This window comes from Streptomyces sp. Mut1, from assembly GCF_030719295.1.
Lineage (GTDB): Bacteria > Actinomycetota > Actinomycetes > Streptomycetales > Streptomycetaceae > Streptomyces > Streptomyces castrisilvae.
Map to the genome: position 1 here is coordinate 3,215,921 of NZ_CP120997.1, position 12,621 is coordinate 3,228,541.

Annotated in this window: 14 protein-coding genes; 2 read left to right on the forward strand and 12 right to left on the reverse strand. The window is 70.1% G+C overall.

Going from position 1 to position 12,621, the window contains the following annotated elements:
- Positions 1-71 precede the first annotated feature (71 nt).
- The 12 genes from P8A18_RS13745 to eccB form a co-directional block, all read right to left on the reverse strand.
- The gene (locus P8A18_RS13745; RefSeq protein WP_306054610.1) at positions 72-653 is read right to left on the reverse strand and encodes a PH domain-containing protein; all 582 of its coding nucleotides are present in this window, start codon (positions 651-653) and stop codon (positions 72-74) included.
- 26 nt (positions 654-679) lie between these two features.
- Positions 680-1,015: a hypothetical protein gene (locus P8A18_RS13750; protein ID WP_306054612.1), complete on the reverse strand. Its 336-nt coding sequence runs from the start codon at positions 1,013-1,015 to the stop codon at positions 680-682.
- Positions 1,016-1,082: 67 nt separating this feature from the next.
- The gene (locus tag P8A18_RS13755; RefSeq protein ID WP_306054614.1) at positions 1,083-1,820 is read right to left on the reverse strand and encodes a hypothetical protein; all 738 of its coding nucleotides are present in this window, start codon (positions 1,818-1,820) and stop codon (positions 1,083-1,085) included.
- A 15-nt stretch (positions 1,821-1,835) separates the two neighbouring features.
- Positions 1,836-2,135, reverse strand: a complete 300-nt coding sequence (locus P8A18_RS13760) for a hypothetical protein (RefSeq protein ID WP_018552145.1) — start codon at positions 2,133-2,135, stop codon at positions 1,836-1,838.
- A gap of 38 nt (positions 2,136-2,173) precedes the next feature.
- Positions 2,174-2,929 (reverse strand): hypothetical protein, encoded by a 756-nt coding sequence (locus P8A18_RS13765; protein ID WP_306054617.1) that lies wholly within the window; start codon positions 2,927-2,929, stop codon positions 2,174-2,176.
- Positions 2,930-2,983: 54 nt separating this feature from the next.
- Entirely contained in the window at positions 2,984-4,114 is a 1,131-nt protein-coding gene (gene mycP, locus P8A18_RS13770; protein WP_306054618.1) for a type VII secretion-associated serine protease mycosin, read from the reverse strand.
- Between the two features lie 164 nt (positions 4,115-4,278).
- Complete coding sequence (locus tag P8A18_RS13775; RefSeq protein WP_306054619.1) at positions 4,279-5,742, reverse strand: WXG100 family type VII secretion target; 1,464 nt, start codon at positions 5,740-5,742, stop codon at positions 4,279-4,281.
- A gap of 31 nt (positions 5,743-5,773) precedes the next feature.
- A complete protein-coding gene (locus P8A18_RS13780; RefSeq protein WP_018552149.1) occupies positions 5,774-6,268 on the reverse strand; it encodes a DUF2563 family protein in 495 nt (164 codons plus the stop codon).
- A gap of 111 nt (positions 6,269-6,379) precedes the next feature.
- Positions 6,380-6,661 carry a WXG100 family type VII secretion target gene (locus P8A18_RS13785; protein ID WP_018552150.1) on the reverse strand — a complete coding sequence of 94 codons (282 nt, stop codon included), beginning with the start codon at positions 6,659-6,661 and terminating at the stop codon, positions 6,380-6,382.
- 86 nt (positions 6,662-6,747) lie between these two features.
- Positions 6,748-7,098, reverse strand: a complete 351-nt coding sequence (locus P8A18_RS13790; protein WP_018552151.1) for a WXG100 family type VII secretion target — start codon at positions 7,096-7,098, stop codon at positions 6,748-6,750.
- 156 nt (positions 7,099-7,254) lie between these two features.
- Positions 7,255-8,394 carry a type VII secretion-associated serine protease mycosin gene (gene mycP, locus P8A18_RS13795; protein WP_306054620.1) on the reverse strand — a complete coding sequence of 380 codons (1,140 nt, stop codon included), beginning with the start codon at positions 8,392-8,394 and terminating at the stop codon, positions 7,255-7,257.
- Between the two features lie 181 nt (positions 8,395-8,575).
- On the reverse strand, positions 8,576-10,126 hold the full coding sequence (gene eccB / locus P8A18_RS13800; RefSeq protein WP_306054621.1) for a type VII secretion protein EccB: 1,551 nt from the start codon (positions 10,124-10,126) through the stop codon (positions 8,576-8,578).
- Positions 10,127-10,443: 317 nt separating this feature from the next.
- On the opposite strand from eccB, the gene eccE reads away from it, so the two are divergent.
- Both eccE and P8A18_RS13810 read left to right on the forward strand, forming a co-directional pair.
- Complete coding sequence (gene eccE, locus P8A18_RS13805; RefSeq protein ID WP_306054622.1) at positions 10,444-11,622, forward strand: type VII secretion protein EccE; 1,179 nt, start codon at positions 10,444-10,446, stop codon at positions 11,620-11,622.
- Positions 11,619-12,389 (forward strand): hypothetical protein, encoded by a 771-nt coding sequence (locus P8A18_RS13810; protein ID WP_018552155.1) that lies wholly within the window; start codon positions 11,619-11,621, stop codon positions 12,387-12,389. The genes eccE and P8A18_RS13810 overlap by 4 nt, the downstream gene beginning before the upstream one ends.
- Positions 12,390-12,621 lie beyond the last annotated feature (232 nt).

Consider the following 12,621-nt stretch of genomic DNA (forward strand, 5'->3'; position numbering starts at 1 on the left):
CGTGCAGGAGGGGGCGGCCCGCATCGGGCCGCCCCCTCCTGCACGTCCTTCACGCCGGGGCGCCTGCTCCGCTACGCCCGGCGCTTGCCCACGGTCAAGGGTTCGGCGGTGTACTTACCCGGGGCGAACCGCTCGACCGCGTCGATGATCAGGTCGGGATGGGCCGGCCTCCGGCTGCTCCACAGGGAGTGGCCGAGCGAGTGGACCGGAGCCAATCGCGGCCCGCCGCCGTCGTTGGGGGCCCCCAGGTTCACGCCGGGCTTCAGGACCAGAATCAGGTAGCTCCGCCGGCTGTTGAACCGGACGTCGCCGATGTCGGCCCACCGCACGGTCTGGGTGCGGTTGCTCCACACCTTGCTCATTCCGGTCGCGTCGATGCGCAGACCGGGATGTCGCCACACCAGCGCCAGCACCGGCAGCAGCACCACCACAGCCCCGGACACGGCCAGGCCGACGTACCCGCCGACGCCTGGCCAGCCCATGGACCCCATGCCCTCACCCAGGATCAGCACGAGCACCACGAACAGAACGAGTGCTTCGAGGGCCACCAGGCCGAGCATGCCCGCGAGAACCGCCGCGAGGTAGACCCCGGCTCGGCGCGCCCGCTCGGCGGGGATGAACAATTCTTCGGCACAGCTTCGGAAGGTGGACATGATCCTCCTGTGTCACAGCTACTGGATCACAACGCCTGGACCATCTTCAGGGCCTCGGGAAGCGGGCACAGCGGGAATTCGCGCCTGAACCGGCGCGCGGCCACCAGCACCCCTTTTTCGTCGCGGACGCGCCGGAGTTCCGCCTCGTCCTTGACAATCGACCGCATGGCTTCGGGCGACGAGAACTGTGCGTACCAGCCTTTCCTGCGTCGCCGTTGGATGTAGCTCTCGCCGCTACCCGGGAGGAAGACGCCCAAGAAGTAAAGGGGAGCCATCAACGCGACGTTGTGCGGCGTATGGAAGATCGCCACATAGAGACAGGCCAGGCCGACGCACCAGCACGTTACTCGAATCCAGACCATACGAGCTCTTCACCTGCCATTTCAAAGTTCCCGCCGCCCCGGCACCCCGGTAGGCGCCGCGAGCCCGTCAGGCGGTCGCGACCGGCCACTTGCCGCCCGGGAAAGCACTGTTGTCGTTCGCTTCGCCCTTGGCGACGGCCATCTGACCGGCCTGGGCCGTGACCACACCCGCCAGCGCCACCACGAGTCCGGTGATGATTCCGGCGTCCGACAGGGCCTCGCCGATACCGGCGAGCAGACCGGCCCACGAGAACACCACGGAGCCCGCGGCAACGGCTGCCGCGACCATGACAACGATCGCCTTGATCAGAACAGCCGCCAGCGCCAGGTAGAACGCCACCCCGGCGACCGCGCAGTACACCAGCGCCGTGGCGAGCTTGTCGGAACTCGTTTCGATCTGGGTCGCGGCAGTGGTCTGCCCCGCCACGGCCCCCGTGTACGCGTCGGCGCCGTCGCCCTTCCAGCTGCGGGGCGCCTTGAGCGCGTCCGAGGTGGTGTTTCCCGCGACGCCCGACACCTTGCCGCGGATCTCGGGACCTTCCCAGTCCTGCGAGTCCAGGTACATGAAGACCGGCGCGACAGCACCCTTGAGGCACTCGATGATCTTGTCGCGGATCCAGCACCCGACCTCGATCATCTTGTTCGCGAACCAGATCAGGGGCTTCGCGATGGCATCCGGCACATACCAGTGGTTCACCGCCCCCTCGGCACGCGGACCGATTTCCAGGATCTTGGCCGAGAGCTTCACGATGCCCTCGTTGAGCTTCTCTATCGTCGCCTCGGCTTGAGCGATATTGATTGCCACGTCAGTTCCCTTGTTTCAGTAGGCGTCTTCGACGGACTTCGTGGTGTCCACTTCTTGATTGTCATAAGCGTTGGCGTTCTTGATCAGCGCGTCCGCGACATCCGCCATGCACACCTGCCCCTCAAGACAGCGCGTGGATATCTGATCGATGGCCTCGCTGTAGGAGGAGACGATCATCTGGAAGAGGCCGGCCTCAAGGCGCGTCATCCTCATTCCCTGGACCGCACCGGCCACCTGCCCCATGGAATCGCTCTGCTCGTCCCACATCTTCGCTTCGGCCCGCAGCGCATCGGTTATGTGCTTGAGGTCTGCCATATCGACCTGCCCCTTCGAATCTCAGTCAATGAAACGCTTCAGTCGATGAAACGCTTCGGATCGCGGATCACGGCCAGGGCCTCGTCCAGCAGACTGTCCATCCGCAGCCCCGCGAGGCCCTCCATGGCGACGGCCTCGGCACTGCCCAACTTGGCCCTGGCGTCGCCGAGCGCCTCCTCGAAGGCCTGGTTCAGCCTGAGGTACGACTGCCCGGTCGCCCAGGACCGGTCCACCTCGCAGGAACGCAGCGCGCCCTTGGTCACCACCAGGGTCACGTAGCGGCCGGAGCACGTTCCCTCGACCACCGCCGGTTCGGACGCGGCTTCCTCCAGCCGGTCCACCGCGTCGAAGGCTGAGAGCACGTCCTCGGCGAGCTCGTCCAGGGGGCGGGCGACGACGTAACGCAGGTCCCGCTCGGGGATCTCGGGGGGAGCCGCGGGGGCGGAGGCGGGGCCGGACTTGCCGATGGGGCCGTCCAGTTGCTCCGCCTTGGCCTGCCAGTCGCTGTCCTCGAAGGCCTGGGCCCATCCCGCCATCTGCTCGCTCATGGCCGCGCCGTAGGCCTCTCCGACGGCCGCCCCGATGGCTTCCGGCCCCTGCCTGCGCTGCCAGTCCGAGGCGGCCATGATGGATTCCGGAAGCCCGTCCGGTGCCAGCCGTACGGTCACGGCGCCCTGGGCGTCCGTTCCCTCACCGCCCTGGGACATCCGGGACTGCATGTCCGTCAGCATGTTCTGAAGGCCCAGCGCGTGTTGCTGGAACTGCTGTAGGCCTTTGATGAATTCGTCGTCCATGGTGCCTCCTCCTGGCCTGTACGCGTACGGGTGTGTTCGATGGGGGTGCGGGGATCAGAACCGGGGGCCGGTGCTCCTCCGGCGCAGCAGGAAGACCGCACCGACACCGACGACCACGACCACGCCCGCTCCGGCGATGATCCAGACGGTCGCGCCCACACCGTCCTTGCCGCCCTCGCTCTCCGCCCCTGAGGCCGCGGGCGGTGCCGACTGCTCCGAGGAGGCCGAGGGGCTCGCGGACGCGGACGGCGACGCGGACGCGCGGGCCGCCACCAGGGGGTTCACATCGGCGGGACCCGGATCGCCCGGGTCGCCGAGGACGGCCATGCGGGGGCGGACCGTGCCGTAGCCGATGTAGCGGCTGGGGACGGTGCCTTCGGTGGGCTTGCCCGCGGTGTTCATCAGGACGCGCAGCACCTGGTTGCCGGTCCAGTCCGGGTGCATGGACCAGATGAGAGCGGCGGACGCGGAGGCGATGGCGGTGGCCTGGCTGGTGCCATTGCTCTTGCAGTACCCGGCCATGTCGCCGCCGCACAGGATCGGGATTTCGTCCCCCGGAGCGGCGAGCGCCACCTGTGGCCCCGACACCGAGAACTTCGTCACCGAGGAGGTCTTGTCGACCGCCGCGATGCCCGCGACGCCGAGGCTTGCCGCCGGGTACCCGACGTCGTTCCCCTTCGAACCGCTGTTGCCAGTGCCCGCCAGAAGCAACTTCCCGCGCTTCACGGCGTAATCCACTGCGTCTTGGATCTGGGCCCGCTCGTCGTCATCGACCATGTAGTACTCGAAGGCCAATGACATATTGATGATCTGGGCATCGCTGTCGGCGGCATACCGGATGGCCTCGACCAGCGCCGGGATGCTGTTGGTGCCCGACTCCTTGGAGGACCCGAAGACGGTCAGCGGGAGGATGCGCGCGTCAGGCGCAAGGCCCTTCACGCCCTGGTCGTTCGCCCCGTTGCCGGCGATCAGCATCGCCATGGCGGTGCCGTGCCCGTCCTTGTCCTTGTGCGCGCCCCGCCCAGGTTCCATGAAGTTCTTGCCCGGAAGCACCTTTCCCGTCAGTTCGGGAACGGAGGGGATCACTCCGGTGTCGAGCAGCGCGACGGTGATCCCTTTGCCGGTGCTGACCTTCCACATCTGCGGGGCCTGCATCCGGTCCAGGTACCACTCGCGGTCGCGCATGGTGTCCGCGGTCGCGGCCGGGGCGACGGCGCCCCCGAGAAGGAGGAGAGCCCCCAGCGCCGACACCACCGCCGAAGCCCGCCCACGCCGTCGCCAGACCGTTGACCTCATGCCACCCACTCGTGTTCTGTCCGCCCACCGGCGTCGCTGCTCGGATACCGGCTCTAGTCGATCACGGGCGGGACCACTCCGTCGTCCCCCGTGGCCCAGGTCTCCTCGTCCTCCGCGAGATAGTCCGGGGCCTCGCCGTCACGTCGCTTAGGACGCCGGCGCGTGCCCTGGGACCCGCCCATCGCACCGCCCATGGGGCCCATCCCACCCGTGCGCGCCGAATCGCGGACGAGGCCGCTGCCGCCGGGTGTGAACTCCCCGCCCGCCCCGGTACCGCGCGGTGTCCGCACCGTGCCGCCGGGCTGGGTGACCAGGCGCTGCGAGACTCCGTAGCCGCCGACACCGCCGCGCCCGCCGGGTGCCCCGACGGCTCCGCCGCCGTGACCGCCCATCATTCCGTGGCCGGTCACCTGCCGCTCGCCACCGATCACCCCTGTGCGCGGTGTCTTCCCTGCCGGCGTCCCGGTCACGGTCCGCTCCGCCGTACCGCCGTGGATGCCCGTGTCGGTCCGGGTGATCGCGGGGGGCCGGACGCTTTCGACGCTCCTGCCCATCGGCCCGACGGGATTCGTCCGTCGGTCTCCCCCGCCACCGGGGCCGATCGGCCCCGTCTGCGACGGCAGGACCACGGGCGGAATCGGATTCTGGTTTCCGCCACCGCCGCCGCTTGGGTTCACAGGCGGGAGCCCACCCGTGGGCGGGGCCGTCGTGACCGGCGGAGTGTCCGGCATCGTCACCGTGTCGATGTTCGTGCCAGTGGTGTCCGGGGCTCCGGGCACCACGTTGACGTGCTGCGGTGTGTGGGTGGAGACACTGCTGATGGACGACGTGCTGCCGTCTACCGGCTGGTTGACGGAGTAGTGAGCGCCGCCCGCCGACGAGCCGACGCCCGGCACAGCTGAAACCGAGTGCGTGCCGGAATTGCCGCCTGGGGTGCCATAGCTGGTCTTCGAGTTGTCGACCGGCCTGTCCGGCAACACCGAATCCGGCAGCGGCTTGAAGTTCGGCTCCTCCTGCGAGCCGATCGTCTGCTGCGCCATCATGTAGTACGAGGCGAGCTTGTTCATCTGCGGAATCGCCTCGTTCCGCGCCTTCTCGACCGCCTCCAGGCGGGCCTTCTCCTTCGCCTCGTCCGCGTAGCACATCGTCGTGGCGTCGGGGTGGCCCTGGATCACCGTGGAGACCTCGCTGAGGGCCTGGCCGGCCGTCTGGAGCGAGGTGCCCGCGGCGCCGGCGTAGTCGGCCAGCTTCAGGGTCTCCTTGGCGAAGCCGTCGCCCCACTCGCGGAAGGCGTCGCCGCCCTTGCCCTTCCACGTGGTGCGGCTGACGTGCTCCTTGAGCTCGGTGCCGATCTTCTCGATCTCGGTCTGCGCATCGATCAGAGCGGTGCCCCGGCTCATGATCGCCGTGGGGTCCACGCCACGGATCATGCTGAGCATGTCCTCGAACGACGCGTTCTCGAAGTCGGTCGTGACGTAGCAGGCGTTGAGCGGCGGCAGCTTGCCCTTGTCCCCCATGGTTATCCCTCTCCCCCGTTCACTTCACGTCCTACAAGCCTTCGGACCCGCTGGACGAGCCATCGCCCGTGCCGCCGTTGTCCTTGTGCGCTCCGGGGTCCGTGTCGGTCCCCGGCTTGCGGTAGTTGACCTCGACCTGCTTCTGGATGGTGTGCAGGCGGTCGGCGTACTCCTGGTCGACGTTCTGGTAGCCGCGGTCGGCCAGGTCGACCGTGATGCCCATCGCCTCCAGCTGATCGCCGAGCGTCTTGGAGAGCTGCGTCAGGCGGGCGTGCACCACCTCGTAGGCGCCGTGCAGTCCCATCGCCTCCGGAAAGCCCGTGCCGTACGCGGCGGCGGTGACCTTCTGTTCGGTGATGCGGCTGTGGGCGGCCGGTGATCCGTCGAGCGCCACGAGGAGCTTGTCCACGCGGGTCTTGAAGCTCTTCAGCGACTCGCTCGGCGTGTCCAGGTCCGGCGCGCTCGGTCCCTTGCCGGGGGCGTACGGGCCGTACAGCGGCGGGTCGTCCGGAAGATGGGATCCCATGGAAGCGCCTCCCCTAACGTGCCGTGGTCCCGCAGGCGTGGGTGCGGGCCGCGGTGTCCGCGTCCCGCACCCACCGCGTGCCGGTTCCGTCGTGGTTCATCCGGGCCTGGATCAGCCGTGGAAGCGGCGGGACTGCGCGAGGTCGTTCGCGCGGTAGCCCTCGGTGGCTTCCATGAGCTTGGTCGAGATCGTCAGCAGCGTCTCGTGCATGTGGTTCACCTTGACGTCCCAGCCGCTGTGGCGGTCGTGGAACGCGCGCTGGGTCTCGCCGTCCCAGGTGGCGACGACGGCCTTGACCTTGGTGTTCAGCTCGTCGAGCTGGGTCTTGATGGTGTTGGCGGTGGTCTTGACCTGGTTAGAGGCCTCGACGACGCCGGAGTACGTGATCTCCATGGAGCGGTCTCCTGACGCGAAGGTCGCGAAGGTACGCGAAGGTGCGGAACGAGGACGGGTGACGAGGACGGGCTACGGGCGACGGGCTACGAAGAGACCTGGAACCGGTCCAGGATGCCGTTGCTGCCCAGGTTGCCGCCGTCGACGCCCTTGAAGCTGTTGAGACGCTCGATCTCCTCGGCGTCGAAGCCGTCGCGGCTCATCTGGACGGCTTCCTTCGTGAAGGCCAGGAGCTCCTTCAGGTTGCGCACGTCGAGGTTCACCTGCGTCTGGAGGCCGTTGTACGCGTTGGCCGCGACGCCCTTCCAGTGGCCCTCGACGGCGTCGATGACCCCGTTGAGGTGGGTGATCCTGCTTTCGAGCGTGTCGTGCATGTTGCCGAGCTCCAGGATGAGCTTGTCGATCTGTTCGGCTGAAAGCTTGAGCTTGTCTCCCATAACGCACCTTCCCCCATGAATTTGGATGTTGCGGACCGCTGGACCCTCGCGCGCCACATCTACATCGAACGCATTTTTGCGGTTGCCACTTTAGCTGCGAAGGCCAACGATTCCAACACACTTATGTTTGCAGCAAGTTGTTGGACGTTCATCTATTCACGGACGACGCCGGTCCCGCACCATGATCGAGACTCCCGCGATCACCGCGACGAGGAGCCCCGTCGCGGCCAGCACATAGGTCGAGATCCGGGTCATCCGCTCCTGCCTGGTTTCACGCAACTGGAGCGCCACCGGTTCCGGTCCCACGGGCCCGTCCGACACCGCGCGGTCCGGAGTGGGGGCGTTCACCGGATGCTCGTCGTCGTTGAGGGCGCGCACCGGATCGACCACCCCCCACCCGATGAAGTCGTCCCGGCCGTTCACCGCGCGCTCGGCGGTCTGCTCGATCTGGGCCACCACCTGGGCCTGCGTCCACCGCGGGTGCTTGGCCCGGATGAGGGCGGCGACCCCGGCGACGTACGGCGCCGAGAAGCTGGTGCCGTTGTCGACGCACTGGCCGCCCTTCGGAACGGTGGACACCATGTCGACGCCCGGAGCCGCGACCCCGACGAAGTCACCGGTCTGCGAGAACGGCGCCCGCTCGTCGTTGCGGTCGGAGGCGGCCACCGCCAGGACCCCCGGATAGGCCGCCGGATAGGTCTCCTTGACCTGGGCCGAAAGCCCGTCGTTGCCCGCGGACGCGACGACCACGATGTCTTCCTTCAGGGCCTCGCGCACCGCGAGCGCCAGATCGGAGTCGGCGCGCAGGGGCTTGGTGGTGTCCTGCGAGATGTTGATGACCCGGGCGTGCTTCTTGATGGCGTGGCGGATGGCCGCGGCCATCGACGCGGCGGTGCCGCTGCCCTTGTCGTCGTTCTGCCGGATCGGGATGATCGTCGCTTCCGGGGCGAGCCCGACGAACCCGGTGCCCGCGCGCGGGCGGGCCGCGATGATGCCGGCGACCTTGGTGCCGTGGCCGACGACATCGGTCGTGCCGTCACCGCCGCCCTTGCTCCTGCCCTTGCCGTCGGCCGCCGCCCTGGCCTCCTCCTCGGCCTCCGCCGACCCCTTCTTCGGCGCCGGAAGCAGATCGGTCCCTGCGCCGCGGTCGACGGCGTCCTTCAGCTGCGGGTTGACGGCGTCGACCCCGGTGTCGATCACCGCGACGCGGACGCCCTTGCCCTTGGTGTCCTGCCAGAGCTGGTCGAAGACCAGCCGCTGGAGGGCCCAGGGACGGCCCTGGATCTGCTTCTTCATCGGAAACGTGCACTCGCCGCTGCCCTCGGAACCCGTTTGCGGAACGGAATCCTCAGCCGCCGCGGGCACCGCCGAGAACGCCGGCAGACCGACGCCCGCCGCACACGTCAAAAGCAGCACGACGGCCGAGGAACGGAATGCATTACGGGTGATCATTTCGCGCTTCCCCCTTCTTCCGTCGTCAGGAACTCTGCGGCTGTTTGGCACTGTTGGTATCGAGACGGGGGCCCTTGGGAAGCAGGCCCGACCAGTTCTCCGGCACCGGCAGCGGCTTCACGTCCTTGTAACCGAGCCTGATCTGCGCCTGGTTCAACTCGGCCGCCAGTTCCTCAGCCGTCCCGGGCTTCGCGGTCTCACCGATCTTCGAGGGGTCCGCGCTGCTGTCGCTGTTGCTCTGCACGGCGTACCGCAGCCCGGTGTCCGTCACCAGGAAGATCGAACCGGTCGTCGGGGACGCCCCACTGAACTGCCGGTACAGCACGCCGCTGCCCGGGGTGACGTACGCGCTGGTGGCGCCGTCCAGGAAGCTCACCGGATAGCCGGGCCCGGCCCAGGTGGTCAGTTCCGGCACGCCCTTGGAGCTGACGCCGTGCAGCACGTTGCAGACGGTTCCGGTGCGGGCCGAGGCGTCGTTGGCCTGGGTCGGGACGCTCGCGGGCCAGCCCTGCTTGGCGTAGAACTCCTCCGGCGAGGAGGTGAAGGACTGCGGTGCGACTTCGATGGCCTGTGCCTTCTGGCCCAGCGCCTCCGCCTCCGGGCTCGTCAGGAGCAGCCTGGCGACGAGGTCGGAGACGGGCGAGACCGCGCCCGGCAGGACGACGTAGTGCTGCATCCCCGTACCGGCGACGGCCTTGAGCACCGTGCCGACCTTGTTCAGGCGGGGTTCCAGGCCGTCGACGCCCGCCGGGTCGCCGGCCTTGCCCGGCAGCTTCGGGAAGTCGATGGGCGAACCGGCGTGCAGGGTGCCGAGCCAGTCCTTGGTGACCTTCTGGGGCTGGGCGCCCTCGCTGAACAGCGACCGCCGCAGCACCTCGTCGCGGGCCGACGGCTTGTCGCCGCCGGTCGTCCCTATGACGTGCCGCGTACCGTCCGCGTCCACCAGGTAGCGGGTGCCGTCGCCGCCGTCCGCCTCGACGTACAGGGCCTGCCCGTCGTGGAGCTTCCGCTTGCCGCCGACCTTGTCCGCCTCCCGCTCGGCGAGCAGGAAGACCGCCTTCTGCACGGTGTTGCCCGAACCGGCGCCGGGCTGCTCGCAGACCGCCCACAGACTGCTGCTGCCCGCCTCCTGCGCGCTGGGCAGCCGGTCGGGGGCGTACGGGATGCCGAGCATCGGGCCCCGCTGGAGCTTCCCGCTGTCGAGTTCGGACTCGGGCACCTGCATCACCGAGGAGTTGTCCGGGTCCAGGAGCAGCTTGGCCGAGGCGAAGTTCAGCACCGGGTGCAGGCGCTTGACGCCCTTGGTCTCCAGGACCACGTAACGGGTGGTCGATTCGGAGCCGACGATGACGTGGGCGCCGGGGTCCGTCCAGCCGTCGGGCACCTTGGGCTTGAAGATGCCCCAGGCGCCGAAGCCCGCCAGCAGCAGGGCACCCACGATCACCCCCGGCACGACGGCGCGCAGCGGGCGCGGCGCCGCCTCGTCCGTACTGACCGCGGACGGTTGCAGGAAGGCGGCGACCAACCGCTTCTTCGCGAAGGTGTAGGCATTGAGTTCGTCACGCCGTGATGCCATCTGCCCGACTTCTCCCCGTGATTGTGGACGCCTCGCGAACCGCCCCCACTATGCCCGCCGGGCCCGGCACGCCGCTGTCCGGGTGCGGGCTGTGCCCGGCCCGCCCGCGCCCCTGCCGGGCGGTGACCGGTGCTGGCCCCGTTCGAAGCGCTCGTCGCCGGGCGTGGGACAGTGGGCGGTCGCGGGCCGGTGTGCCGATAGCGTGGGTCCGGCTCGCACACGCCTTAGTGCCGTGACACGGAGGGACATACCGGGGGATGAGCAGCACGACGACCGCAGTGACGAGGTTGCATCCGCAGCCTGGACGGATCGGTGGGGTGCGGCTGCATCAGGTGGTGCTGCTGGAGATCGCCGGCGCGCTGATGCTGATCGGCTGGGTGACGAACAGGGTCCTGCTGGTACCGATGGCCCTGGTCGCGGCGGTGCTGGTGCTGCTGGCGGCGCTGCGGTGGCGGGGGCGGCCGGTCCTGGAGTGGCTCAAGACGGTCCTCGCGCTGCGCGGGCGGCTGAGAGCGGCGCGGCGGCCGTGGTCCGCCGAAGGCGTCGACCCGGCGCTGGCCCCGGTCCTGGAGTGCGAGGGCGCGCTGCGCACGTACAGCTACACCGACCGGCAGCGCGAGCGCGGTGTCGGGATGGTGGGTGACGGCACGTTCCTGACGGCCGTGCTCCTCGTGCAGCCGCGCGACGAACCGCTGCGCACGGCCCGTGAGGCGCGGCCGCTGGAGCTCGGTCTGCTGCACGACGCCCTGGAGGTGGACGGCATCCGGCTGGAGTCGGTGCAGGTCGTGCAGCACACGCAGCCCGCGCCCGGTCCGCACCTGCCCGAACAGGCCGCCGCCGCCCGCTCGTACGCGCCGCTCCAGGCGCAGGCCGGCACGCCCGCGGTCCGGCTCACGTGGATCGCCCTGAAGCTCGACCCGAAGCTGTGCCCGGAGGCGGTGCGGGCGCGCGGCGGCGGGCTCGGCGGGGCGCAGCGCGCGCTGTTGCGTACGGCGGACCAGCTGGCGAGCCGGCTGACGGCGGCCGGGTTCGACACGTCGATCCTGACCGAGGCGCAGGTGACGTCCGCGCTCGCGACGTCGGCCGGGGTGAACCCGCAGGCCAGCGCGCTGGCGGTGCGCTCGGACACCTCGGTGCGGCGCACCGCGGAGTCCAGCCGCACCTGGCGCTGCGACGACCGCTGGCACACGACGTACTGGGTCGGCCGCTGGCCGCACCTGGGCGCGGGCGCGGCGGCGTCGGCTCAGGTGGTGGCGCTGCTGACGTCGATGCCGGCCCCGGTCAGCACGTTCAGCCTGACGGTGTCGCGCGGTACGGGCAATACGCCGGCCGTCAGCGGGCACGTCCGGCTCACCGCGCGGGGCGCGGAGGAACTGGTCGCGGTACGGAGGCAGTTGGAGCGTGCCGCACGTGGAGTGAAGGTCGGCCTGGTACGGCTGGACCGCGAACAACTGCCCGGTGTGCTCGCCACCCTGCCGCTCGGAGGTACCCGTTGACCGCCCACCGTAGGAGCCCCGCCGCCACCGGCCCCGCCGTTTCCGCTCCGCCGGCGGCGGCCGGGCGGGGCCGGGCAGGGCGCGGGCTGCTCGGCCCGCGCCGCGGCCGCCACGCACTGCCCGTGGAGCAGCTCGCCGCCCTGCGACTGCCGCTCGGCGACGACGGGGTCGTGGCGGGCACCGATGCGAAGGGGCAGCCCGCGGTGCTCGGCCTCTTCCGGCCCGTGCAGCTCGACGTCGTGGTCATCGGCAGTGTGTGGACGGCGCAGGTCCTGGCGCTGCGCACGGCCGGCACCGGGGCCCGCGTCGCCGTCGAGACGGCGAGGCCGCAGGCGTGGACGGGTCTCGCGCAGGCCGCGGGCGGCGGCCAGCAGTGCATGACGGTGCACGACGTCAAGCAGGTGGGGCCGCAGGGCGCGTCGGTCACCAACCCGGTCCTGGTGGTCCGGGACTGCGGCATGCGCCCCCCGCGCAGCCGGCTGGCGCCCGGCCCCTGGCAGTCCGTGCTGACGCTGCTGCCGTTCCTGGGCCCGGCGGCCCCGAAGCTGGTGGAGCACGCGGGCCTGGTCGGCATCCAGCGGGTCTCCCCGGAGGAGGCGGCGGTCCTGGGCCGCATCCTGCGCCTGCCCCAGGCGAACGCGGAGGCGCTGTCGCAGCTGGGCGACGACATGGTCCTGTGGTGCACGCCCCAGCACCGCAAGCTGGTCAAGGTCCAGCCGACGGACATCGAGGCGGGCCTCCTCGGCGGCCCGCGCCGACTGGACTGACGAGGTCCCGGACGGCGGGCACAACGCGCCCGGCACGCACGCGCCCGGCACGCACGCGCCGGGCGCGTATCCGGCGGCGGAAGTCCTGCCCCGCGGCGTACTGCCCCCTCGGGCGCTCGCACAGTGTCCGCCTCGACCTGCCCCCTCGGGCCTCGCGCAGTGTCCGCCGCGACCTGCCTCTCGGGCCTCGCACAGTGTCCGCCGCGACCTGGTCACCGTGACTCCCACCCTG